At 72.4% G+C, this 23,049-nt stretch carries 23 protein-coding genes; 15 read left to right on the top strand and 8 right to left on the bottom strand.

Annotated features, from left to right (window positions below):
- Positions 1-50: 50 nt before the first annotated feature.
- Positions 51-1,082: an SDR family oxidoreductase gene (locus tag ABZT18_RS05170; protein ID WP_355250472.1), complete on the bottom strand. Its 1,032-nt coding sequence runs from the start codon at positions 1,080-1,082 to the stop codon at positions 51-53.
- A gap of 204 nt (positions 1,083-1,286) precedes the next feature.
- Between ABZT18_RS05170 and ABZT18_RS05165 the strand changes: the two genes are divergently transcribed.
- Complete coding sequence (locus ABZT18_RS05165) at positions 1,287-2,486, top strand: glycosyltransferase (protein WP_354995358.1); 1,200 nt, start codon at positions 1,287-1,289, stop codon at positions 2,484-2,486.
- 25 nt (positions 2,487-2,511) lie between these two features.
- Here ABZT18_RS05165 and ABZT18_RS05160 read toward each other — a convergent pair whose 3' ends face one another.
- The 4 genes from ABZT18_RS05160 to aroA form a co-directional block, all read right to left on the bottom strand.
- Positions 2,512-3,366, bottom strand: a complete 855-nt coding sequence (locus tag ABZT18_RS05160) for a hypothetical protein (protein ID WP_354995413.1) — start codon at positions 3,364-3,366, stop codon at positions 2,512-2,514.
- A gap of 59 nt (positions 3,367-3,425) precedes the next feature.
- Positions 3,426-4,244: a histidinol-phosphatase gene (hisN, locus tag ABZT18_RS05155; RefSeq protein WP_354995357.1), complete on the bottom strand. Its 819-nt coding sequence runs from the start codon at positions 4,242-4,244 to the stop codon at positions 3,426-3,428.
- 28 nt (positions 4,245-4,272) lie between these two features.
- Positions 4,273-5,268 (bottom strand): ribosome small subunit-dependent GTPase A, encoded by a 996-nt coding sequence (rsgA, locus tag ABZT18_RS05150; RefSeq protein WP_354995412.1) that lies wholly within the window; start codon positions 5,266-5,268, stop codon positions 4,273-4,275.
- Between the two features lie 136 nt (positions 5,269-5,404).
- On the bottom strand, positions 5,405-6,706 hold the full coding sequence (aroA, locus tag ABZT18_RS05145) for a 3-phosphoshikimate 1-carboxyvinyltransferase (RefSeq protein ID WP_354995356.1): 1,302 nt from the start codon (positions 6,704-6,706) through the stop codon (positions 5,405-5,407).
- 101 nt (positions 6,707-6,807) lie between these two features.
- Between aroA and ABZT18_RS05140 the strand changes: the two genes are divergently transcribed.
- The 8 genes from ABZT18_RS05140 to ABZT18_RS05105 all read left to right on the top strand — a co-directional run bounded on the left by ABZT18_RS05140 (position 6,808) and on the right by ABZT18_RS05105 (position 11,308).
- Positions 6,808-7,518 carry an SOS response-associated peptidase gene (locus ABZT18_RS05140; RefSeq protein ID WP_354995355.1) on the top strand — a complete coding sequence of 237 codons (711 nt, stop codon included), beginning with the start codon at positions 6,808-6,810 and terminating at the stop codon, positions 7,516-7,518.
- 196 nt (positions 7,519-7,714) lie between these two features.
- Entirely contained in the window at positions 7,715-8,107 is a 393-nt protein-coding gene (locus tag ABZT18_RS05135; RefSeq protein WP_354995354.1) for a WhiB family transcriptional regulator, read from the top strand.
- Between the two features lie 51 nt (positions 8,108-8,158).
- Positions 8,159-8,821 carry an alpha/beta family hydrolase gene (locus ABZT18_RS05130; RefSeq protein WP_354995353.1) on the top strand — a complete coding sequence of 221 codons (663 nt, stop codon included), beginning with the start codon at positions 8,159-8,161 and terminating at the stop codon, positions 8,819-8,821.
- Positions 8,822-9,048: 227 nt separating this feature from the next.
- On the top strand, positions 9,049-9,873 hold the full coding sequence (locus ABZT18_RS05125; RefSeq protein ID WP_354995352.1) for a sigma-70 family RNA polymerase sigma factor: 825 nt from the start codon (positions 9,049-9,051) through the stop codon (positions 9,871-9,873).
- Position 9,874: 1 nt separating this feature from the next.
- Positions 9,875-10,162: a mycothiol system anti-sigma-R factor gene (gene rsrA / locus ABZT18_RS05120; RefSeq protein WP_354995351.1), complete on the top strand. Its 288-nt coding sequence runs from the start codon at positions 9,875-9,877 to the stop codon at positions 10,160-10,162.
- Between the two features lie 42 nt (positions 10,163-10,204).
- Positions 10,205-10,375 (top strand): hypothetical protein, encoded by a 171-nt coding sequence (locus ABZT18_RS05115; protein WP_272613379.1) that lies wholly within the window; start codon positions 10,205-10,207, stop codon positions 10,373-10,375.
- Between the two features lie 205 nt (positions 10,376-10,580).
- Entirely contained in the window at positions 10,581-10,802 is a 222-nt protein-coding gene (locus tag ABZT18_RS05110) for a biotin/lipoyl-binding carrier protein (RefSeq protein WP_354995411.1), read from the top strand.
- A complete protein-coding gene (locus ABZT18_RS05105; protein WP_354995350.1) occupies positions 10,799-11,308 on the top strand; it encodes a GNAT family N-acetyltransferase in 510 nt (169 codons plus the stop codon). The genes ABZT18_RS05110 and ABZT18_RS05105 overlap by 4 nt, the downstream gene beginning before the upstream one ends.
- Positions 11,309-11,340: 32 nt before the next feature.
- On the opposite strand, the gene ABZT18_RS05100 is transcribed toward ABZT18_RS05105, so the two are convergent.
- Complete coding sequence (locus ABZT18_RS05100; protein WP_354995349.1) at positions 11,341-11,958, bottom strand: TetR/AcrR family transcriptional regulator; 618 nt, start codon at positions 11,956-11,958, stop codon at positions 11,341-11,343.
- Positions 11,959-12,069: 111 nt separating this feature from the next.
- On the opposite strand from ABZT18_RS05100, the gene ABZT18_RS05095 reads away from it, so the two are divergent.
- On the top strand, positions 12,070-13,653 hold the full coding sequence (locus tag ABZT18_RS05095) for an MDR family MFS transporter (protein WP_354995348.1): 1,584 nt from the start codon (positions 12,070-12,072) through the stop codon (positions 13,651-13,653).
- Between the two features lie 86 nt (positions 13,654-13,739).
- Here the strand turns inward: ABZT18_RS05095 and ABZT18_RS05090 are convergent, their stop codons facing one another.
- A complete protein-coding gene (locus ABZT18_RS05090; RefSeq protein ID WP_354995347.1) occupies positions 13,740-15,575 on the bottom strand; it encodes a tetratricopeptide repeat protein in 1,836 nt (611 codons plus the stop codon).
- A 190-nt stretch (positions 15,576-15,765) separates the two neighbouring features.
- Here ABZT18_RS05090 and ABZT18_RS05085 point away from each other — a divergent pair, with 190 nt between their 5' ends.
- A complete protein-coding gene (locus tag ABZT18_RS05085; RefSeq protein WP_354995410.1) occupies positions 15,766-16,797 on the top strand; it encodes an SIS domain-containing protein in 1,032 nt (343 codons plus the stop codon).
- Between the two features lie 25 nt (positions 16,798-16,822).
- Positions 16,823-18,397 carry a histidine kinase N-terminal domain-containing protein gene (locus ABZT18_RS05080; protein ID WP_354995346.1) on the top strand — a complete coding sequence of 525 codons (1,575 nt, stop codon included), beginning with the start codon at positions 16,823-16,825 and terminating at the stop codon, positions 18,395-18,397.
- 184 nt (positions 18,398-18,581) lie between these two features.
- On the opposite strand, the gene ABZT18_RS05075 is transcribed toward ABZT18_RS05080, so the two are convergent.
- Positions 18,582-20,081, bottom strand: coding sequence for a glycosyltransferase family 39 protein (locus ABZT18_RS05075; RefSeq protein WP_354995409.1), 1,500 nt, complete (start codon positions 20,079-20,081; stop codon positions 18,582-18,584).
- A gap of 332 nt (positions 20,082-20,413) precedes the next feature.
- Here ABZT18_RS05075 and ABZT18_RS05070 point away from each other — a divergent pair, with 332 nt between their 5' ends.
- Genes ABZT18_RS05070 through ABZT18_RS05060 form a run of 3 tightly spaced genes read left to right on the top strand, consistent with a single transcriptional unit; the run spans position 20,414 to position 23,042 of the window.
- The gene (locus ABZT18_RS05070; protein ID WP_354995345.1) at positions 20,414-22,126 is read left to right on the top strand and encodes a nitrite/sulfite reductase; all 1,713 of its coding nucleotides are present in this window, start codon (positions 20,414-20,416) and stop codon (positions 22,124-22,126) included.
- A complete protein-coding gene (locus tag ABZT18_RS05065) occupies positions 22,123-22,284 on the top strand; it encodes a hypothetical protein (protein WP_354995344.1) in 162 nt (53 codons plus the stop codon). Before ABZT18_RS05070 ends, ABZT18_RS05065 begins: the two co-directional genes overlap by 4 nt.
- On the top strand, positions 22,281-23,042 hold the full coding sequence (locus ABZT18_RS05060; RefSeq protein ID WP_354995343.1) for a phosphoadenylyl-sulfate reductase: 762 nt from the start codon (positions 22,281-22,283) through the stop codon (positions 23,040-23,042). Before ABZT18_RS05065 ends, ABZT18_RS05060 begins: the two co-directional genes overlap by 4 nt.
- Positions 23,043-23,049: the final 7 nt, after the last annotated feature.

The following is a 23,049-nucleotide window of genomic DNA, read 5'->3' as shown; positions in this document are numbered from 1 at the left end:
ATTGTGCGCTCCGGTCACCGTTCGCGCATTCGGACGCTCGACGCCGGTCATCAGCGCTCCAACCGGGATCGGCGGTTGATCGCCGCCATCGTGCCGACCGCGGTGCCGGCGGCGGCGAGACCGAACGCGGCGGTCATCCGTACCAACTGGCGCCGTCGACCGTGCCAGCCGCCGTCCCGGCGCGCCTCGGCGTCGGCGTGGAACACGTTGCCGCTGCTGTCCACCCGAGCGCCCGGACCGAACTGGGTGCGGTGGGCGTACCAGCCGAGGGTGCGTTCCACCAGCGCGGGCGCCAGCCGCCACTGCAGGCCGAACAGCCGGGCGGCACCGCCGGCGTACGCCTCGCGGCGCGGCCGGCGCAGCAGCCGGACGATGGTCTCGGCGACCACCTCCGGCGGGTAGATCGGCGGCGGTGGCACCAACTCCCGGCCGCTGTGGTTGGCCGCGTGCCGGAAGAACGGGGTGTCGATGGTGGCCGGCAGCACGGTGCAGACGGAGATCTGACCGCGGCCGGTGACCCGCAGCTCCTGCCGGACCGTGTCGGCCAGCCCTCGGATGCCGTGCTTGGCGGCGTTGTACGCGGACTGGTAAGGCATTGCCACCTCGGCCAGCACCGAGGCGTTGTTGATCAGCACGCCGCCGCCGGCCGCGCTCAGGTACGGCAGTGCCGCCTTGATGCCGTGCACCGTCCCGAGCAGGTTGACCTCCAACACCCGGCGGAACTCGGCGACCGGGATCTCGTCGAACAGACCCACGGCGCTCACCGCGGCGTTGTTCACCCAGGCGTCGATCCGGTCGAACTCGGCCGCCGCCCGGTCGGCCAGCCGCTGCACCGACTCCAGGTCTGTCACATCGGTCGGAACGACCAGCGCCCGGCCGCCCAACTCCCGGCAGCGCTGTGCGACCTGTCCCAGGGCTGGCTCGCTGCGGGCGGCCAGCACGACGGCGGCGCCCCGGCGGGCCAGTGCGTACGCGGTCGCCGTGCCGATCCCGCTGGAGGCGCCGGTGATCACCACGGTCGAATCGTCGAGGGTGCGGGTCAGCGGCATTCCTGAGCGGTACCCCCGCCCAGGCCTGGTCATACCAGCGAATGGTTGTCGATCATCACCGGAATTGTCGTGTGGTGTGGCCGCGCCCGTGCTCTGTGGTTGCCGTGGCGCAAGTGTCGGCGGCACCTGCGGGGACTCTTCCCGATCTGCCAGGTTTCGACTCCGGCTCCCGAGGTTAATGGGACGCTCTGACCGGGAGGACCACTGCCGAGGAATGAGATCGCAGGGAGGTGACCCATGCGCGTCGGCCTCGTCTGCGCGCACGCCAGTTCGTACCGCCACGCCGACGGCCCACCGGTCGGCACCCGACAGCACATCGCGCGGGTCGCCGCCGAGCTGGCCGATCGAGGCCATGACGTCCGGCTCTACGACCGCCGGGACGACCCCGGGCTGCCGGCGACGGTCGACATCGACGGCTACCAGGTGTACCAGGTGCCCGCTGGCCCGCCCACCCCACTGTCCACCGCCGAGCTGATCCCGTACGTGACGGAGTTTGGCCGCTGGTTGGCCGACGAGTGGGCCGGCGCCTGGCGCCCCGAGGTGGTGCACGGGCACTACTGGGTCGGTGGCCTGGCCGCCGCGCACGCCGTTCGGGAGACCGACATCCCGGTGGTGCAGACGTTCCACTCGCTCGGCGTCGAGCAGTTGCGTCACCTGGGTGGCCGCTACGACGGGCCGGGGGAGCGGATCACGCTGGAACGTGCGTTGACCCGGGCGGTGGACATCGCCGTGGCCCAGTCGAACGACGAGGTCGACGAGTTGACCCGGATGGGTCTGCAACGCAGCTCGGTCGCGTTGGTGCCGGCCGGGGTGGACATCGAGCAGTTCCACCCCGACGGCGAGGCGGCACCACGCGAGCAGCGTGCCCGCATCCTCTCGGTGGGCTCGCTCGCCGCGGGGCACGGCCAGGAGGACCTGATCCGGGCGATGCGGCTGGTCGGTGACGCCGAGCTGGTGATCGCCGGGGGGCCGCCGGCCGACCAGCTCGCCAACCACGCGGAGGCGCGACGGTTGCGCGAGCTGGCCGAACAGGCCGGTGTCGTCGACCAGGTGCGGCTCGTCGGGGCGGTGCCGCACGATCAGATGGCCACCTGGTACCGGTCGGCGGACGTGGTCGCCTGCACGCCGCACTACTCCTCTGCCGGGCGGGTCTCCCTGGAGGCGATGGCCTGCGGAGTGCCAGTGATCGGCTACGCGATGGGCGGCCTGGCGGACGCCGTCGTCGACGAGGTCACCGGCCGGCTGGTGCCCCCCGGTGACGTGCGGGCGCTCGGCGTCTCGCTGCGCCGGATGCTCGCCGACAACGCCGGCCGGTTCGCGTACGGGCACGCCGCGGTGGACCGGGTCCGCAGCAGCTACACGTGGGAGCGCACCGCCGGCGCACTGGAGCGCCTCTACGAGCGGGTGGTGAGCCGCCGCAAGCCCGTCGAGGCCTGAGCGGGCTGCGGCGCGGCCCCGGTCGTCAGCCGGGCCGCGCCGCGCCAACCATGGCCCGGTCGCGGCGGCGCGCCACCGAGCGGTGCTGCTGCGGTTCGGCGTACCGGGTCAGCCCGATCACCGCGGCCAGGGTGACCAGGAAGCCGACCGCGGCCAGCCACTCCCGCCCCGGCCAGATCTTGTCGTTGAGCAGCAGCAGGCCGACGATCGCGGCCGGTACCGCACCGGCAGCGTCCATCGCGGCGACGGCGGCGGTCGTCGAGCCGCGCTGCATGGCCAGGCCGAGCAGCAGCTGACCGACGATCGAATGGGCGATCAGCAGGTAGAACAGCGGGTCGGCGAGGAACGCCTCGGCGGACGGCGCGGACGCCAGCGGCCGAGCGGCGACCGCCGCTGAGCTGAACGCCAACCCGGCCAGTGAGCCGAGGGCCACCGAACCAGGTGCCCCTTGCAGCCGGACGGTGAAGAAGCCGAGCACCCCGATGACGCCGAGCGCCACCAGCAGAGCGATCGAGCCAGCGGTGCCGAGCTGCCGCGACGGCGCCGGCCGGGCGGACAGCACCAGCGCGGTGATCCCGGCGAAGAGCAGGGCCAGCAGCACCACCTCCGCCGCCGGTAGCCGCCACTTCAGCACCAGCACACCGAGGACGGCGGTCACCCCGAGCCCGGCGGCCACGCTGGCCTGCACGAGGAACAGCGGCAGGTCCCGCCGGGCCAGGAAGGCGAGCACGAAGCCGCCGATCTGGCAGCCCAGGCCGACCAGGTACGTCCGGTGCCCGGCGAGGCGCAGCAGCAGGCCCGGATCGAAGGTGTGGTGGACCGTGATGCGGGCCGCGGCCACCGACTGGAGAAGGTTGGCGAAGCCGTACGCGACGATCATCGCCGCGAGAAAGCACCAGCCGGAGGAGACCACCTCGCGAGGATAGAGGTTGCCGGGGGTCAGCGCTCGGCTGGTCGATCGAGCCGGGCGAGGATGTCGGCGTGCAACACACCGTTGGTGGCGACCACGCTGCTGTCGGTGCCCGGAGCACCGGCCGGGGCCGGTCGACCGAACAGATCCGTGACCGTGCCACCCGCCTCGGTGATGATCGGCACGAGCGCCGCCACGTCCCACAGCGACAACTCCGGCTCGGCCATCACGTCCAGTGCTCCCTCGGCCATCAGCACGTAGCCATAGAAGTCGCCGTACGCGCGGCTGCGCCAACTGTCGCGCATGAGATCGAGCATCGCGTCGAGTCTCCCGGCGCGCTCCCACCCGTTCAACGACGAATAGCAGAAGCTGGCGTCCTCGATCCGGCGCACCGCGGACACCCCGATCCGCTCGCCGGCGGCGGGGCCCGGCCCGGCGTACGCGCCCGCGCCCGCGCTCGCCCACCAGCGCCGCCCCAACGCCGGTGCGGACACCACGCCGACCGCCGGCCGGTCGCCGTCGTAGAGCGCGATCAGAGTGGCCCAGACCGGCACGCCGCGAACGAAGTTCTTCGTGCCGTCGATCGGGTCGATGATCCACCGGCGGCCGTTCGGGTCGGTGGACGGCTCCGCGCCGTACTCCTCACCGAGCAGCCCGTCGGCCGGACGGTGCTCCGCCAGCAGGGCGCGGATCTCCCGCTCCACGGCGGTGTCCGCGTCGGAGACCGGGGTCAGGTCGGGCTTCGCCTCGACCCGCAGGTCGAGGGCGCGGAACCGGGCTGTGGCGATGGCGTCGGCCCGGTCGGCGAGCAGGTGGGCAAGGGCGAGGTCGTCGGCGTACCCGGTCATGCCGGCAACCTAGCCGACGCCCGTCGGCTCACTCGTCGGGCCCGCGCCGGTCACCCTCGCCGGGCCCGCGCTGGTCGCTCTCGCCGCGCGAGTCACCCTCGCCGGCGCGGGAGGCGAGCAACCGGCGGTACGAGGCCAGTCGGCGCGGGTCGGCCTTGCCGGCCGCCACCCAGGCGTCCAGCCCGCAGTCGGCCTCGTCGGCTGTGTGCTGGCAGTTGGGCGGGCAGTCGACGGTGCCCTCGACCAGGTCCGGGAAGCCGTGCAGCAGGCTGTTGGCCGAGACGTGCGCCAGCCCGAAGCTGCGGATCCCGGGGGTGTCGATGATCCAGCCCGGGTCGGTGTCGACGCCCGGCACCGGTGGCAACCGCAGCGCCACCGCGCTGGTGGAGGTGTGCCGGCCACGGCCGATCGCGCTGACCACACCGACCGCGCGGAGGGCGTCCGGGACGAGGCGGTTGACCAGCGTCGACTTGCCCACCCCGGAATGCCCGACCAGCACTGAGACCCGGCCACTGAGCAGTGCCCGCAGCGCGCCCAGGTCGGAGTCGGGGCGGTTGAGCACGTACGGCAGCTCCAGCTCGGTGTAGTAGCCCAGCACCTCCTCCGGCCCGGCCAGGTCGGCCTTGGTGAGGCAGAGCAGCGGCTCGACGTCCGCGTCGTACGCGGCCACGAGGCAGCGGTCGATGAACCCGGTACGCGGCGGCGGGTCGGCCAGCGCGCTGACGATCACCAACTGGTCGGCATTGGCCACCACCACCCGCTCCAGCCGGCCTTCGGCGGTGGTCTCGTCGTCGTCGGCGGTGCGGCGCAGCACCGAGCGACGCTCGGCGATCCGGACGATGCGGGCGAGGGCGCCCTCCGCGCCGGACGTGTCCCCGACCAGGCTGACCCGGTCACCGACCACCACCGACTTGCGACCCAGCTCACGAGCCCGCATGGCGGTGACCGTAGGCAGCTCGGCGCCGACCACGCCGCGCTCAGCGCCGGCCAGCACGCACGTGTAGCGGCCCCGGTCGACGGCGATGACGAAGCCGTCGACGGCGTCGGCGTGCTGGGGTCGGGTGCGCGTACGCGGGCGCGACGACTTTCCGGGCCGGACCCGTACGTCGTCCTCGTCGTACTCCCGCCGTTTGGTCGCCAGGACCTGTCCTCTTCTCGCGTCAGCTCTTGCCGGTCACCATCGCTGACCATAGTGCCGGGAACTCGGGCATGGTCTTGGAGGTACACCCCACGTCGTCCACCTCGATGCCGGGAACGGCGAGCCCGGCCACTGCGGCGGCGTGCGCCATCCGGTGGTCCTGGTAGGTGCGGAAGACGCCGCCGCGCAGCGGGCGGGGTCGGATCTCCAGCCCGTCCGGCGCCTCGGTGATGTCCGCGCCGAGTGCGGTGAACTCCCGCGCGAGCGCGGTCAGCCGGTCGGTCTCGTGGCCACGGATGTGCCCGATGCCGGTGAAGACCGACGGCGAGTCGGCCAGCATGGCCAGCGCGGTCAGCGCCGGGGTCAGCTCGCTGACGTCGGAGAGGTCGGCGGTCAGGCCGTGCACCACGCCGGTGCCCCGGACGGTCAGCCCGCTGGTGGAGAGGGTGACCTCGCCGCCCATCCGGTGCAGCAGCGAGCGGAGCTGCTCGACCGGCTGCGCGCTGCTGCGCGGCCAGCCCTGCAGCGTGACCTCGCCGCCGGTGACCAGGGCGGCGGCGAAGAACGGCACCGCGCCGGAGAGGTCCGGCTCGATCTCCCAGCCGCGGCCGGTCAGCGGGCCGGGCTCGACGGTCCAGACGTCGGGGGTGGTGTCGTCGACGGCCGCGCCGGCGGCACGCAGCATCTGCACCGTCATCCGAAGATGCGGCGCCGAGGGCACGGGCGGGCCGACGTGCCGCACCACGACGCCCCGGTCGAAGCGCGGGGCGGCCAGCAGCAACCCGGAGACGAGCTGGCTGGAGGCGGACGCGTCGATCACCACCTCGCCGCCGGTGATCCCACCGGTGCCGAGCACGGTCAGCGGCAGGCTGCCCGTGCCGGTGACGTCGATCCGGACGCCCAACGAGCGCAGCGCGCCGATCAGCGGGCCGAGCGGCCGGGTGCGGGCGTGCGGGTCGCCGTCGAACGTGACCTGCCCGTCGGCCAGCCCGGCCACCGGCGGCACGAACCGCATCACGGTGCCGGCCAACCCGACGTCCACGTGCGCGGGGCCGACCAGCGGGTGCGGCCGGACCAACCAGCGCTCGTCGTCGCTGATCGACACGTGCGCGCCCATCGCTCGCAGGCCGGCAGCCATCAACTCGGTGTCGCGGGCGCGGAGCGGCCCGGCCAGCGTCGACGGGCCGGCGGCCAGCGCGCTGAGCACCAGGGCGCGCGCGGTCATCGATTTGGAACCGGGCAGGCGCAGCGTCGCCGCCACCGGGTCGGACGCGGTCGGTGCGGTCCACGGCTGCGGCGGCCGGGTCGCGGTCAGATTCCCCACGGTTACATTCTGCCGTCTCGGCCGGTGGGTGGCGGCGACCGGCGGTCGTACTCCCGGTTGGCGGGACAGCCGACGGGCCTTCGACGCGTTAGCGTGTTCCCATGTGCGGCAGGTACGCGACGACCCGGAGCTCCGGCGAGCTGAGCGCGCTGTTCGAGTCGTCCGACGACACCGACGGCCTGGTCCGACCGGATCACAACGTCGCGCCGACCGATCCGGTGCCACTTGTCCGGGTCAGCCCGGAGGGGCACCGCAGCCTCTGTGTCGGTCGTTGGGGTCTGCTGCCGCACTGGTCCCGGTCCGCTGCCGGGGCGGCCCGCATGATCAACGCGCGGGCGGAGACGGTGGCCACCAGCCGGGCGTACGCCGGGTCGTTCGCCCGTCGCCGCTGCCTGGTTCCGGCCGACGGCTGGTACGAGTGGGTCCGCCAGCCCGACGGCGGGCGGCAGGCGTATTACATGACCCCCGCCGACGGCTCGGTGCTCGCCCTGGCCGGCATCTGGTCGGTCTGGGAGTCCGGCGCCGACACCCGGCTCACCTTCAGCGTGCTGACCACCGCGGCGCTCGGCGACCTGGCCGAGGTGCACGACCGGATGCCGGTGCTGCTGCCGCCAGAGCGTTGGTCGTCGTGGCTGGCGTCTGACGACGAGCCGGAGCGGCTGCTCACCCCGGCGTCGGCAGCGCGGCTGGCCGGGTTGGAGATCCGCCCGGTGGGGGCGGCGGTGGGCGACGTTCGCAACGACGGGCCCCAACTGACCGCCCGGGTGTCGGTGGCGCAGGCGGTGGCGCCGCAGGAGCTGACCCTGTTCTGAGGTTGACGCGCATCGTCGAGCACCGATTTGCCAGGGTTGCGCGCGATTCGTCTCCTGACTATTCAGTCATGTTCCCGGCAGACCCTTGTCCCGGTGTCGTGAAGTGCGATACAACACAGCGCCGGTAGTGGCTGTCGATTCGCACGGGGCGGACGACGTCCACCGATCTTGCCGGTCCCACGGGGGAGGTGGGTGGATGACACGGGCGCGTATGCCCCGCCAGCACGAGGTGGCCGCGGCGCGGCGAGATCCGCGACTGCTGCGGGCAGTGCGAGAACGGCAACAGGACGACGCGTGGCGCACCAGAGGTGCATGCCAGAGCGTCGATCCGGAGACATTCTTTCCGGCACCGAACGAGCCGGCGGACGCCGCCGTCGCGCTCTGCCGCAGTTGCGACGTGCAGGGGTCCTGCCTGGCCTGGGCCCTCGACGTCGGTGACTGTCATGGCGTGTGGGGCGCGACCACGCCCCGCGAGCGGCGGGCGATGCTGGTCGCCTGGCGCGGCCAGGTCGAACCAGACCTGGCCGCCCTTGACGACGCCGGTCCGCCGGTGCGGGACCGCCTGCTCACCCTGGTCCCGCTGAGCTGATCAGCGGCCCGGTCCGCACCCGTCGCCTGCCAGGCAGCGCAGAATGGGTCGGTGCTGCCCAGCGACGAGATCCCCACCCCGCGCGGTCCGGCGCGGATCGACACCGACCTGCCGGCCCGCCCGGCCACCGCTCTGCTCGTGCTCGGGCACGGTGCGGGCGGCAGCGTCGACGCGCCCGACCTGCTCGCGGTACGGGACGCGTCGGTCGCGGCCGGTCTGGCGGTGGTCCGGGTGACCCAGCCCTACCGGGTCGCCGGTCGGCGTGCGCCGGCACCGGCCGGGCACCTCGACGAGGCCTGGACGGCGGTGCTCGCCGTGCTGCGTGACCGGCACGCCGACGTGCCGACGGTGCTGGTCGGTGGTCGTTCCAGCGGCGCGCGGGTGGCGTGCCGGACGGCCCGCGCGGTGGGTGCCGTCGGCGTGGTCGCGTTGGCCTTTCCCCTGCACCCACCTGGGCGGCCGGAACGTTCCCGGGCCGCCGAACTGGACACCGGCCTACCGACGTTGGTCGTCAACGGTGACCGGGACCCGTTCGGGACGCCGGAGCCGGGCCCGGCCGTACAGGTGGTGACCCGTCCAGGGGAGACGCACGACCTGCGGCGGGATCCGACCGGCACCGCGGCCGTCGTGCGGGACTGGCTGCGCGCCCAGGGCTGGGCGGCCAACCGATCCGGCGCGGCGGCTGATCCGGCCCGGCGCGGCGCTGCCGGTTGACCCGGCTCGCACGGGTCGACCGTTTCCGGTGCCGGGCGCGGGTCGTTGCATCCGATAGTGCCGCCGGCCCCATTTCGGACAGGCGGCACAGTCCTCCCAGGCCCTTCCTGGTCCCAGCGCCGGCCGCCGTCGGGGCCGGGACCAGGAACGGGAGGGTCGGCCGGAATGCCCCAGTGGTCATCTCGCGTTACTACCCTCGGACGACTTTTCTGCGAGGGGGGTGACCGGTGCCGACCGAGACACGGAGCCTGGAACGGGACGAGCGGGACGCCCGGCAGCTGAAGCGGCTGCTGGATGGCCCGGAGTGGCCGGCGGCGGCGGGACCGGGCGGGGTGAGTGCGGTGAGCACGGGCACACCAGCCGGAAGTGAATCTGCGGGCAGGTCCGTGCGCGTATCCTCGGCGGGAAAGCATCCGACGCGAGGGGATGTGCGGTTGACCACCGAGAAGACGGACGAGCGCAGGGCCCGATTCGAGCGGGACGCGATGCCATTCGTCGATCAGCTCTACGCTGCTGGGTTGCGAATGACGCGCAACCCGGCGGATGCCGAGGACCTGGTCCAGGAGACCTACCTGAAGGCGTACGCGGCCTTCCACCAGTTTGAGCAGGGCACGAACCTGAAGGCCTGGCTCTACCGGATCCTGACCAACACCTACATCAACTCCTACCGCAAGCGGCAGCGCCAACCGATCCAGGCGCCCACCGAGGAGATCACCGACTGGCAGCTCGCCGAGGCTGAGTCGCACACCTCCAGTGGGCTGCGCTCAGCCGAGACCGAGGCACTGGACCGGCTGCCGGACAGCGACGTCAAGGAGGCCCTCCAGCAGTTGCCGGAGGAGTTCCGCCTGGCCGTTTACCTCACCGATGTCGAGGGCTTCTCCTACAAGGAGGTCGCGGACATCATGGGCACGCCGATCGGCACCGTGATGTCGCGTCTGCACCGGGGCCGTCGTAATCTGCGCAAGCTGCTCGAGCGCTACGCCGGGGAGCGGGGCTTCAGTGCGGCCCGCTCATCGAAGGGCTCGACTGCCGCTGCCGGCCGGGAGGTGTGACGTGAGCTGTGGGGAGCCGCACGAGACGGATTGCCGCGAAGTGCTCGCGGAGGTCTACCTCTACCTGGATCTGGAGTGCGTCGACGAGCGGCGCACGCTGATCCGGCACCACCTGGACGAGTGCGGGCCCTGCCTACGCGAGTACGGGCTCGAGCAGGAGGTGCGGGCGCTGGTGGCTCGTTGCTGCGGCAACGAGACCGCGCCGGACGAGCTGCGCGAACGACTGCGGGTCAAGCTCACCGAGCTGGTGGTCTTCGAGACCAGCGATTCCCGCGAGCTGGCCGACTGAGCGTCGGCGCATCTGACGGACCAAGACCGGTGGCCCGGGTCGATGTCGACCCGGGCCACCGGTGTACCCGGCGTCGGCCGGGTCGGGCTGATCGGTGACGGGCCGCCGGCCCGTCGACCCGTTCAGGAGTTGGGACGCTTGCCGTGGTTCGCGGCGTTCTTCTTGCGGGCCTTCTTCTTCCGGGACTTCTTCGCCATGCTGACCTCCTCGTGATGGGTCGGATCCGTGCTGCCCACGACCTCGGCGCCGGTGTACCCACCGGCGGCCCGGCATCGGGTCCGACCCGCTGATGGTAGTGCGGTCGACACGCGCCGCCTTCCCCAGGGCGGGCGCGCCATCCCCGCCAGGCCGCTGCGCGCCCATGGCCGGCCGTCGCATGATTGGATACGTCGGCAGGCACATCGCGAAAAGGGAGGGCCTGGACATGGCCGAGGAGATCCGCGCCGAGATGGTGGCGAACGTCTGGAAGGTTGTCGCCACGGCCGGTGACACCGTGGCCGAGGGCGACACCCTGGTGATCCTTGAGTCGATGAAGATGGAGATCCCGGTCATCGCCGAGTCCGATGGTGTGATCAAGCAGCTCGCCGTCAACGAGGGCGACGTCGTGCAGGACGGCGACCTCATCGCGGTGATCGATTGAGCGCGCTGCTGGTCCGTCGTGCGGAGTCGGTGGACTTTCCGGCGGTGGCCCGGCTGACCGTGGCCGCGTACGAGGCGGACGGCCAGCTCAAGGGCGAACACGGGTACGGCGCGGTGCTGGCCGACGTGTCGACCCGGGCGGCCAGCGGCGAGGTGCTGGTCGCGGTGGACGAGGAGACCGAGGCCGTGCTCGGCTCGGTGACCTTCGTGCTGCCGGGCACCCCGTTCGCCGAGCTGTCCGGGCCGGGCGAGGCGGAGTTCCGGATGCTCGCTGTCGACCCGGGTGCTCAGGGTCGGGGTGTCGGTGCGGCGCTGGCCGAGGCGTGCGTCGGCCGCGCAGCCGGGTTGGGCTGCGCGGCGGTGGTGATCTGCGTCCGGGCCGGGATGGCCGATTCGGCGCACCGGCTCTATCAGCGGCTCGGGTTCGTCCGAGCGCCAGAGAAGGATTGGTCGCCGCTGGCCGGGGTGGACCTGCTCGGCCTGCGACTGGACCTGACGCGCGGCTGAGCCGCAGACCGCGCGGCTGAGCCGGCGACCGATCAGCCCAGGTTGGCCGCGGTCGCGCCGTTGTCGGGCTCGGCACTCTGGTCAGGGTCCGTGCCGATGGCGGCCAGCAGCTCGTCGGCCACATCCAAGGCGATCTTGCGGCGCTCGTCGTCGGTGATGCCCGGGGCGCGGACCGCGAACCAGCTGCTGTGCACCGCGAACAGGGACAGCACGGCCCGCAGCTGGGCGGGAGGGGAGTCGTCGCCCCGGCAGAGCGCGCTGGCCAGCTGCATCATCCGGCCGCGCATCTGCTGACCGGACGCGAGGCTCTTGAGCACGGTCTGGTTCTGCTCGAAGAAGCGCATCACCGACGGCTGTTCGCCGGTGAACATCGTGTCGGCGTACTGGGAGATCAGCTCGCGCCGGGTGGCCAGGGTTGCCGGCTGTGACTCCGCCCAGGTGGTCAGCGCGTCCATCCGCTCCAAGCGCTCCTCGACGAAGCTGGCGACGATGTCGTCCTTGCTCTTGAAGTGGTAGTAGAGCGCGGCCTTGGTGACGTTGAGGCGCTCGGCGATCTCCCGCAGCGAGGTCTTCTCGTACCCCTGCTCGGTGAAAAGCTCGAGCGCGACGACCTTGATCCGCTCTCGAGTGCCGCCTGTGCTCTCCCTCACCCATGCCCCCAAATCGGTTGACCGCCAGTTGACACCCAACTTACCGTGCGGCTAGTAAGGTGACTAGCCGGGCGGCAAGTAAGTGTGGCAATCCTCGGGGGGAGCTTACCCATGACTCAGGCAACCCAGACCGGCGTGCGACCCAACAACATACGGGTCGTGCTGTTCGGGCTGATGATCGCGATGATGCTCGCGATGCTCGACAACATGATCGTCAGCACCGCGCTACCGCGGATCGTTGGCGAGTTCGGCGGCCTCAACCACTTCACCTGGGTGGTCACCGCGTACGTCCTGGGCACCACCGTCTCCACCCCGATCTGGGGCAAGCTCGGTGACCTCTACGGCCGCAAGTCGGTCTTCCTGACCGCGGTCGTCATCTTCCTCGTCGGCTCCGCCCTCTGTGGCATGGCCGGCTCCGCGATGCTCGGCGGCCCGCAGGACGGCATGGTCCAGCTCATCGCCTTCCGTGCCGTGCAGGGCCTCGGCGCCGGCGGTCTCATGGTCGGCGTGATGGCGATCATCGGTGACCTGGTTCCGCCCCGCGAGCGCGGCCGCTACCAGGGCATGATCGCCGGCATCATGGCCATCGCCATGGTCGCCGGCCCGCTGGCCGGTGGTTTCATCACCGATCACCTCTCCTGGCGCTGGGCGTTCTACGTGAACCTGCCGCTGGGTGGAGTCGCGCTACTCGTGCTGATCAGCACCATGCACCTGCCGAAGTACCGCACCGAGCACCGGATCGACTGGCTCGGCGCCGGGCTGCTCTCGGTCGGCATCACCGCGATCGTGCTCATCACCACCTGGGGTGGCAACGAGTACGACTGGACGTCGCCGCAGATCCTCGGCCTGGCCGTGCTCGCGTTGGTGGCGCTGGTGGCGTTCGGCCTGGTGGAGCGTCGGGTCCAGGAGCCGATCCTTCCGTTGGCGCTCTTCGCCAACCGCAACTTCGCGCTGATCTCGGTGATCGGCTTCCTGCTCGGCTTCGCGATGTTCGGCGCGATGAACTTCCTGCCGCTCTACCAGCAGACCGTGCAGGGTGCGTCGGCGACCAACAGTGGTCTGCTGCTGCTGCCCCTGATGTTCGGCATGCTGGTCGTCTCGCTGGTCATCGGCCGGGCGATCACCAAGAACGGCAGGTACCGGGCGTACCCGATCATCGGTGGCGTCGTGATGACCACGGGCATGGCGCTTCTGTCCATGCTGGACACCGACACCAGCAAGCTGATGTCCTCGCTCTACATGGTCGTGCTCGGCGTCGGCATGGGCTTCCTCATGCAGACGTCGATGCTGATCGCGCAGAACAGCGTGGAGCAGAAGGACCTCGGCGCGGCCAGCGGCGCGGCGACCTTCTTCCGGTCGATCGGCGGCTCGTTCGGCATCTCGCTGTTCGGCGCGATCTTCGCCAGCCGGTTGGCCAGCTCCGCTGGCGGCGGGGCGTTCGGTGGCGAGTCCGGCGCCGAGATGGACCTGGAGAAGCTCAAGGAACTGCCCGCCCAGGCGCGCGAGGTGGTGCTCGGTGGTCTCGCCGACGCGATCTCGCACGTCTTCCTCTGGGCGGTGCTGTTCACCATCGTGATCCCGGTGCTCGCCTGGTTCATCAAGGAGATCCCGCTGCGCACCGCGAACGAGGCGCCGCCGCAGGCCACCCCGGAGGACGAGGCCGAGATCGCCCTCGGCAAGGCCCCCGTCGCCTGACCCACAACCCTTCCCTCGCGCCGCGTCGTCCCGTCCGGGCCGGCGCGGCGCGCCCCTTTCCCCGCGATATCGCGGGGTGGGGTGGGTTAGGAGTTACGGGGGGTTTTTAGGCGTTGCCAGAGGCGGCGTAGCGGATTGCGGGGGCGGGGGAGTTGGGGGGATCGCGCGCTGAGCAGTTCGGTGGCCAGTGCGGCGGTGGCCGGGTCCAGCTCCGGGGCTGCCAGCGCCAGGTGGGCCAGCGAGACGGCGATCGGGACCGGTCGCGCCTGCGCCACAGCGGCCGCGTCGGCGAGCCGTTCCGCCACCACCCGCGCCACGTCCGGCCGTACCGAGGGGTCCACCCAGGCGGCGGTGACCAGGGCGAACAGCGCAGCCTCGGTGACCCAGTCCTCGACGCCCCAGATCAGGTCGAGCAGCACGCGGCGTCGGGTCGAACCCTCCCACGGCTCGTCGGTGCGGTGGTGCAGCAGCCCCAGACAGGCCCACACCTGCACGCCACGGACCCAGACCGACGGGTCGTGGGCGGCCAGCAGTCGACCCACCGCGTTGGCCGGCGCCGCCGGCGGATGCACCAGCAGGCCGAGCAGGTCGGCCACGTCGAGGCCCGCCAGGCCCACCGCCGCGTCGTACGCCGCCGGAGGGTGCGGCCACGCCGGATGTGCGACCTGCCCGATCCGTTCGACCGCCGTCGCCGAGGGCGCCGGAAGTGCGGGCGTGGGGACGGCGTCCGCGTAGTGCCACAACCGCTGGGCGGACGCCCGTCGGGGCTCGCGCGGGTCCGGCTCCGGCGCGCCCGCGACCTCGATCCGGAGCCCGGGGGCGGTGGATGTCGCCGTGCGGACGGCGCTCGGCGGGGCGGCGGCAGTGAGGCGTACGGCGCTGCCGAGACCGTTGTCGTCATCGGCCACCGCCTGGCGCATCGCGTCGACCAGTGGACCGCCGGCCGGGGTCAGTTGGCCGAGCCAGGGCCGGCCTCGGCAGCACTGGGCCAGGTCACCGTGCTCGTGGCTGTCATCGGGGTGGTCGCGGACGAAGTCGGCGAGCGCGACCAGGTGGGCCAGGTCGCCGTCGCGCAGGTGCCGCAGGCGGTGTGCGGTGTGCACCGCACAGTCGAACGACGGGTCGCGGGCCAGCGCCCGTTCGGTCCACTCCAGGGCCTCGTCGAGTCGGCCGGTCTCGGCCAGGGTGCCGGCGATGTCCGCGTAGATCGCCAGGTCGTCGGGATCCAGTTTGACGGCCCGACCGAGGGCCGCGAGGCCCTCGCGGGTCCGGCCCGCGCTGCGGTACGCGTACCCGAGCCAGACCTCGCCCATCTTCGACGGTTGTGCGCGGACCCCTCGGGTGGCCCAGCGGATCGCCAGCGCGACCTCGCCGAGGCGCCGGGCCAGCGCGGACGAGGCGCCGAGCAGCAGACCGTGCTCGGGGTGGACGGTGACCGCGTTGCGGGCCAGGGCGAGGTACGGCGTCAGTGCGCTCCGGCCGACCCGTGGAACCGGGTCGGGCAGCGCGGCGCAGACCTGCATGAGGACGCGGGCGATGTGTTCCGGGTCCAGCCGTTCGGCCAACTCGGGCGCGGTGACCCACGGAACGCCGGCCCACTGGGTGCCGGGCGCGTACGCGGTCGCCGCGGCCAGCAGCTCCAGCCCTTCGGCGGGGCGGCCGGCGGTGGCGAGCAGATGGGCACGGGCGGCGACCGCGCCCACGAAGGTGTGGTGGTTGATCGGGAAGAGGTCGAGGCCACCGCCGCTCGTCGCGGCCAGCCGGGCCAGCGTCTCGTGCACCTCCGGGAGGGTGGGGGCCCGCGCCAACGCCCCGGCGAGGTGGCCGGCGGCATGGTGCAGGTCACCCTCGTCCAGTGCCAGCCGGGCCAGCGCCAGCTCCTCCGTCGCGGAGAGCGCGGAGTCGTCCGTTCCCTCGGGCACGTCGTCCTCTCGTCGCAGGCTAGACCGGATGCAGCCGACCAAGCGTAGTTGATATTGAGATCATCTGGTGATCATCTGCGCACTCCTGCTCGTTCGATTGCTCAGATACGCTAAAAAGTGCAAGACTGAGCAGGAATCGCGCGGTAACCGCGCAAGGGGAGGAGTGTCCGTGACACGTGCAGGGGCCGGAATGGCCGCCGATATCGACGAGCAGCCGGCGGGCTACGCACGCCTGCTCTCCGCCGCCAACGCGGCCGAGATCGCCCGGGTGGCGGCGGTCATCGCCGAACGCCGCCCGCGGCACGTGGTCTTCACCGCCCGGGGCACCTCAGACCACGCGGCCCTCTACGGGGCGTACCTGACCGAGATCCGGCTCGGCCTGCCCGCCGGGCTCGCCTCACCCAGCGCGGTCACCCTGTTCGGCGCCCGCCCCGACCTGTCCGACGCGCTCGTCGTCGGTGTCAGCCAGAGCGGCGGCTCGCCCGACCTCGCCGAGGTGCTGCGCGCCGCCCGAGCCTCCGGGGCGCTGACCCTCGCCGTGACCAACGCGCCAGAGTCGCCGCTGGTCGAGGTGGCCGAGCTGAGCGTCGACATCGCCGCCGGACACGAGCGGGCGGTGGCCGCCACCAAGACGTACACCGCCGAGCTGCTCGCCCTGCTGATGCTGGTGGAGGGGATCCGGGCCGGCGACGGCGTGCTCCCGGCGGCCGAACGGGAGGCGCTCGACGCGCTGCCCGAGCTGGCCGCCCGCACCCTGGCCGACGGCGCCCCGGCCCAGCTCGCGTCGCGCTACCGGTTCGCCCGCCAGCTGGTCACCACCGGTCGGGGGTACGCCTACCCGACCGCCCGGGAGGCCGCGCTGAAGCTGATGGAGACCTCGTACCTGCCGGCCCTCGCCTTCTCCGGCGCCGACCTGCTGCACGGCCCGCTCGCGATGACCGACCCGGAGGTCCCGGTGCTCGCCGTGGTCGGCTCCGGTCCAGGTGGACGGTCGATGGGTGAGGTGCTGCCCCGCCTCGGCGAACGCCGCGCCGACGTCGTGGTGGTCGGTTCCGCCGACGTGCCGGGCGCTACCCGGCTCGCCGTTCCCGAGGTCGACGAGCGGTACGCCCCGTTGCTGGACATCCTGCCGTTGCAGCGGTTGGCGCTGGCCCTGGCACTCACCCGAGGCGAGGACCCGGACGCGCCGCGCGGGTTGAAGAAGGTCACCGCCACGATGTGAGGCGTGGCGTGGCACCCTGGTCACCGTGTCCACGCTGCGCGACCTCGCCGAGGAGCACACCCGTCTCCGTCCGGCCGACATCGACCACCTACACCGGATCGCCGGCGACTGGCAGCTGCTCTCCGATCTGTCCTTCGCCGACCTGCTGCTCTGGGTGCCGGTCGACGCCGACGGCACCTTCCTCTGCGTCGCCCAGGTCCGCCCGACGACCGCGCCCACCGCGTACCAGGACGACCAGGTGGGGCGGATCGTCGGCGGGCCGGAGGTGGCCCACCTGGGAGTGGCGTACTCCCAGGGCCGGATCTGGCGGGAGGGCGACCCGGTCTGGTACGGCGACGTGCCTGCCCGGCACGAGGCGATCCCGGTCCGTCTGCGTACCGCAGAGGGGGAGGCCGGTGAGGTGATCGGCGTGGTCGGTCGGGACACCAACCTCTCCACCGCGCGTACGCCCAGCCAGCTGGAACTCAACTACCTGACCACGGCGGACGACCTGGCCCAGATGATCGCGGACGGCACCTTTCCGCCAGCGCGGCACCCGGGCGAGACCACCTCCGCGCCCCGGGTCGGCGACGGCCTGGTTCGGCTCGACGCCGGAGGCAAGGTCACCTACGCCAGCCCGAACGCGCAGTCCGCGTACCGCCGACTGGGTTACGCCTCCCACCTCGTGGGCGAGGATCTGGCCGAGCTGCACCGCCGGCTGGCCGGCGACCCGCTGGACGGCACCGAGGCGGCGAACGGGATCCTGGCCGCGCTGCGCGGTGAGGCGCCACCCCGGCGGGAGATCGACGCGCGCGGCGCCACGATGCTCACCCGGGCACTGCCGCTGATGCCCGCCGGGGTGCCGATCGGCGCGCTGGTGTTGGTCCGGGACATCACCGAGGTACGTCGCCGGGACCGGGCACTGATCACGAAGGACGCCACCATCCGGGAGATCCACCACCGGGTGAAGAACAACCTCCAGACGGTTGCCGCGCTGCTGCGGTTGCAGGCCCGACGGGTGTCCATGCCGGAGGCGCGGGTCGCCCTGGAGGAATCGGTCCGCCGGGTCGCCTCGATCGCTCTGGTGCACGAGACGCTCTCCATGTCCAGCGACGAGGCGGTCGAGTTCGACGGCATCGTCGACCGGGTGGCCAGCGCGGCGACCGAGGTCGCGGCGACCGAGGTGAGCGTCGGCATGCGCCGGAGGGGCAGCTTCGGTGTGCTGCCGGCGGAGATCGCCACCTCGCTGGTGATGGTCCTCAACGAGTTGCTGCTCAACGCCGTCGAGCACGGCTTCCCGCCAGCAGATGAGGACGATGCCGCTCCCGCCCTGCCTGCCATCGTTCCTGAGATCGACCCGTCGGGACGGCCGGAGGTGGTGGTTTCGGCGCACCGGTTCCGCAAGATGCTGCACGTTTCGGTGACGGACAACGGGCGCGGTCTGCCGCCGGACTTCGACGCCGAACGCGGCAGCCGGCTCGGCCTCCAGATCGTCCGCGCCCTGGTTACCGGGGAACTGCGCGGCACCATCGAGCTGCGCGCCGGCGCCAACGGCGGCACCGAGGCGATGCTCGTCGTCCCGCTGGCCCGCAACGCCCCCGACGGCCGATCGCAAGCCTGAGCCTTGTCGACTGCTGATGTGAGTCCTGACGTATCTCATCCCGTCGGGCCTACGGTTTCGAGCGATATACCGGTGAGTCATAGATATGACTCACCGGTATATCGCTCACCGAGGTGGGCGCGGTCAGACGGCTGATGCCGGTCCGTCGCGTGTTCGCCGGTCGTCTGCGCGGCAACCGGTCAGGTCAGCGGCCGGGGCGACTGGTCAGCAGGGCGACGGTCAGGCCGGGGCGCTGCGAGACCTGGGCGACGGTGAAGTCCGCGCGGAGCGCGTCGCCCTTGGCGCCCGGCACGGCGGCCAACGGCTCGGCGTGCCGGCCGGCGACGATCAGCCATACCCGTGACGTGCCGACCAGGCACTGCGCCGGTTGGGGGCACTCGGCGGCCCACAGGTCGCCCCGGCGGACCTCGTCCTCGGTGAGCAACACGTCCCGTGGCGGGTCGCCGAGGTGGTACTCGATGCCGAGGTCGAGGAAGAGCCAGCTGTGCCGGGGCGAGTAGACCACCGCGTCGCCCGGCCGCTGACCGTCGGCGATCACCCGCGCCGCGCCCGCGTAGTCCACCGGCGCGCTGCGCGGCCACTCGTGCGTCCGTCGCAGCGCGGCCTGGTCGGGCAGGCCGAGCAACCCGGCCAGGACCACCACGACGAGTGCGGCCGGCGCGGCCACCGCGGCCAGCGCCGCGCCCGCCAGCAGGCACGCGAAGGGCACCACGAAGACCAGATACCGGGGCACCCACAGCGGTGTGACCGTGCCGGCGGCGAAGAGCAGCAGCACGGGCAGCAGCACCGCGCTCAGCGGCAGCAGGGCGCGCCGCCCGAGCCGGGCCGCGCCCAGCGCGGCGACCCCGACCAGTAGGCCGCCCACCACGCTGCTCTGGGCCACGCCGCCGGGCAGCGCGGTCAGGTCGTCCAGCCGAGCCAGGTTGACCCAGTTCAACTGCCGGGACCGCTGTGTGCGGGCCTTGAGCAGCAGCGGGCCGGCCAGCAACGCGACCGGCACCACGGCGACCACCCACCGCCACACCCGCCGGTCCCGCTCAGCGGTGCCATGGGTCGGTGCGGCGATGCCGGCCGCGGCCGGACCGCGCCACCAGGCGAGCAGGACGACCAGCGCGTGCGCGGCGAGCAGGGTGAGCGCGATCAGGTGGATGAGTCCGAGAGCGGCGACGGCGGCGGCGTAACCGGCCCAACGGGCCCAGCTCGGTCGGCGCAGCGCGGTCACCAGCAGCAGGGTGGCGAGCACCGCGAGCATGGTGGCCAACGCGTACGGGCGGGCCTCCTGCCCGTAGCGGGAGGTGCCGGGGAGCACCGCGAACAGCAGCCCGGCGAAGAGGCCGGTGCGCCGGTCGACGAGGCGCGCGCCGAGCACGGCGAGCAACCCGGCGGCCACGGTCATCGCCAGCACGGCCGGTGCGCGCAGGGCGATCGTGGAGTCGCCGACGACCGCGAGCCAGCCGTGCATCAGCAGGTAGTACGGGCCGGTGGCGGCGTCGATGGTGCCGGCCAACCGAGCCAGGTCACCGGGCGACCGGGTGGCCGCGCTCCAGGTCGCCAGCTCGTCGCGCCACAGTTGGGCGGAGCCCAGCCCGGTCAGGGTCACCGCCAGGGTCAGCAGCGCCGGGGGGAGCCAGACCGGCAGGCGGAATCGACCCGTCGGCGCCCAGCGTCGCCATTTTCCGGACAATGTGCCCACGCGCCGAGCCTGCCACAGCGATCCCGAGAACTTGGCCCGTGATGTGGGATCCGGCACGCGGACATTGGCCGGCCACCATGCGGTGTGGCAGCATGGGCCCCATGACCGCCGCTGTCGTCCGCCGCTTCGTGGCTCGTCGCCACGTCGATTACGGCCGCGTGCGCAGCGCGATCTGTCCGGCCTACTGACGACGCCCGACCAATCTGTCTCGGGCGCGCTCTGCGCCGGCTGTCTCAGACACCGTTGTCCCGCCCGCTCTCGCCGGGCCGGCCGCCGCGCCCCGCGCGTGCCCCGAGGCACAGCAGACAACGGAGGACGCCGCGATGGCGGTCAGCAGCATCCCGGCCCGTTCCGAGGACCCGACGGCCCGCCCGGCCCGGGCTCCGCGCCGGCCACGGGGTGAGGGTCAGTGGGCGCTCGGCCACCGCGAGCCGCTCAACCCCAACGAGCGGATCAAGAAGGACGACGACCCGCTCAACGTCCGGGCTCGAATCGAGAACATCTACGCGCACGGCGGCTTCGCCTCCATCGACCCGCAGGACCTGCGCGGCCGATTCCGCTGGTGGGGCCTCTACACGCAGCGCAAGGCGGGCATCGACGGCGGGCGCACCGCCGTGCTGGAGCCGCACGAGCTGGAGGACGAGTTCTTCATGCTGCGGGTCCGCATCGACGGCGGCCAACTCAGCCTGGCCCAGCTGCGGGTGATCGCGGACATCTCGCGGGAGTTCGCCAGGGACACCGCGGACATCACCGACCGGCAGAACATCCAGTTCCACTGGATCCGGGTCGAGGACATGCCCGAGATCTGGCGACGGCTGGAGTCGGTCGGTCTCCAGACCACCGAGGCGTGCGGCGACTGCCCCCGGATCGTGCTGGGCAGCCCGGTCGCCGGGGTGGCCCGCGACGAGTTGCTCGACCCGACGCCGGCGATCGACGAGATCGTCGCCCGGTACGTCGGGGACAAGCAGTTCTCCAACCTGCCCCGCAAGTTCAAGACGTCGATCTCCTGGCTGGTGGACACTCCGTACGAGTCGAACGACATCGCCTTCCTCGGTGTCGATCACCCCGAGCACGGCCCCGGTTTCGACGTCTGGGTCGGCGGCGGCCTCGCCACCAACCCGATGCTGGCCCAGCGGCTCGGCGTCTGGGTGCCGCTGACCGAGGTGCCGGACGTGTGGGCCGGGGTGGTCGGGATCTTCCGCGACTACGGTTACCGCCGACTGCGTAACCGCGCTCGGTTGAAGTTCCTGGTGGCCGACTGGGGTGTGGAGCGTTTCCGCGAGGTCCTGGAGAAGGACTACCTCGGCCGGACGCTGCTCGATGGCCCAGCGCCGGTCCTGCCGTCGAAGCCGGTGGACCACGTGGGCGTGCACGAGCAGGCCGACGGGCGGCACTACGTGGGCGCCGCCCCGGTGGTCGGGCGGGTCTCCGGCGCGCAGCTCACCCAACTGGCCGACGTGGTCGAGGCGCACGGCAGTGACCGGGTGCGGCTCACCCCGTACCAGAAGCTGCTGGTGCTCGACGTGCCGTCGGAGCGGACGGAGTCGCTGGTCGACGCGCTGCGCGGAATTGGCCTGGAGGCCCGGCCGTCGGCCTGGCGGCGCGGCACCATGGCGTGCACGGGCATCGAGTACTGCAAGTTGGCCATCGTCGAGACGAAGGCCCGCGGCGAGGAATTGGTGGCCCGGATGGAGCAGCGGCTGCGCGACTTCGACGCGGACATCTCGATCCACATCAACGGCTGCCCGAACGCGTGCGCGCGCACCCAGGTGGCCGACATCGGGCTCAAGGGCCAGCTGGTGGTCGGCCCGGACGGCCGGCAGGTGGAGGGCTTCCAGGTGCACCTCGGCGGCGGGTTGGGCATGGCGCAGGGGCAGACCGCCGGTTTCGGGCGCAAGCTGCGCGGCCTGAAGACCACCGCCGAGGAGCTTCCGGAGTACGTGGAACGGCTGGCCCTCCGCTACCTGGCGGGTCGGAGCGAGGGCGAGACGTTCGCCAACTGGGTGATCAGAGTCGACGAGGAGGAACTGCGGTGAGCAGCGAGAACCGAGCGGCACCTCTGTACTGCCCGTACTGCGGCGAGGAGGACCTGCGGCCACACGAGGCGGGGCACGGCGCCTGGGAGTGCCGCGCCTGCACCCGGGTCTTCTCGGTGAAGTTCACCGGGCTGCTCCCGCGGCAGGTGACCCGATGAGCCTCGTCTCCGCCGCAGGCCTCGGCCTGGTCGGCCCTGGTGGTCCCACGCCGGCCGACCCTGCCCGACGTCCGCCGGACGAGCTGCGGGCCCTGGCCGAGCAGGCGGCTCGGGACCTGGAGGGCGCCCCGGCACTGGAGATCGCCCGCTGGGCGGCGCAGACCTTCGGCGACCGGTTCTGCGTCACCAGCTCGATGGCCGACGCCGTGCTGGCCCACCTGGTGTCCCGGGTGGCCCCGGGGGTGGACGTGGTCTTCCTCGACACCGGCCTGCACTTCCCCGAGACGCTACGGGTGCGCGACGAGGTCGCCCGGACGCTGCCGGTGAACGTCCGGTCGATCCGGCCCCGGCTCACCGTCGGTCAGCAGGACGGCCAGTACGGCCCCCGGCTGTTCAACAAGGCACCGGACGACTGCTGCCAGCTGCGCAAGGTCGAGCCGCTGGAGCGGGCGCTGACCGGGTACGACGCCTGGGCCGCGGGCCTGCGCCGGGACGAGTCGCCGACCCGGGCGAACACGCCGGTGGTGACCTTCGACCCGCGGCGCGGCAAGGTCAAGGTCAACCCGATCGCGGCGTGGTCGCAGGGGGACGTGGACGCCTACATCGCGCGCTTCAACGTGCCGGTCAACGAGCTGTTCAAGCAGGGTTACGGCTCGATCGGCTGCTGGCCGTGCACCCGCCGGACGAAGGCTGGCGAGGACGCGCGGGCCGGCCGGTGGGCCATGTTCGAGAAGACCGAGTGCGGGCTGCACGTCTGACCTCCCC

This window comes from Micromonospora sp. NPDC005291, assembly GCF_040607415.1.
Taxonomy (GTDB): domain Bacteria; phylum Actinomycetota; class Actinomycetes; order Mycobacteriales; family Micromonosporaceae; genus Micromonospora.
The sequence above is the reverse complement of the archived record's forward strand: the minus strand, read 5'-3'. Positions and strand labels throughout refer to the sequence as shown.

Bases quoted from the DNA above. Each gene is read 5' to 3' on its own strand.
- ABZT18_RS05165 (WP_354995358.1), top strand. From the start codon at position 1,287: ATGCGCGTCGGCCTCGTCTGCGCGCACGCCAGTTCGTACCGCCACGCC.
- hisN (WP_354995357.1), bottom strand. From the start codon at position 4,244: ATGACCGGGTACGCCGACGACCTCGCCCTTGCCCACCTGCTCGCCGAC.
- ABZT18_RS05135 (WP_354995354.1), top strand. From the start codon at position 7,715: ATGACACGGGCGCGTATGCCCCGCCAGCACGAGGTGGCCGCGGCGCGG.
- ABZT18_RS05170 (WP_355250472.1), bottom strand. From the start codon at position 1,082: ATGACCAGGCCTGGGCGGGGGTACCGCTCAGGAATGCCGCTGACCCGC.
- ABZT18_RS05060 (WP_354995343.1), top strand. From the start codon at position 22,281: ATGAGCCTCGTCTCCGCCGCAGGCCTCGGCCTGGTCGGCCCTGGTGGT.
- ABZT18_RS05160 (WP_354995413.1), bottom strand. From the start codon at position 3,366: ATGATCGTCGCGTACGGCTTCGCCAACCTTCTCCAGTCGGTGGCCGCG.
- ABZT18_RS05070 (WP_354995345.1), top strand. From the start codon at position 20,414: ATGGCGGTCAGCAGCATCCCGGCCCGTTCCGAGGACCCGACGGCCCGC.
- ABZT18_RS05095 (WP_354995348.1), top strand. From the start codon at position 12,070: ATGACTCAGGCAACCCAGACCGGCGTGCGACCCAACAACATACGGGTC.
- ABZT18_RS05140 (WP_354995355.1), top strand. From the start codon at position 6,808: ATGTGCGGCAGGTACGCGACGACCCGGAGCTCCGGCGAGCTGAGCGCG.
- ABZT18_RS05115 (WP_272613379.1), top strand. From the start codon at position 10,205: ATGTCGACCCGGGCCACCGGTGTACCCGGCGTCGGCCGGGTCGGGCTG.
- ABZT18_RS05085 (WP_354995410.1), top strand. From the start codon at position 15,766: ATGGCCGCCGATATCGACGAGCAGCCGGCGGGCTACGCACGCCTGCTC.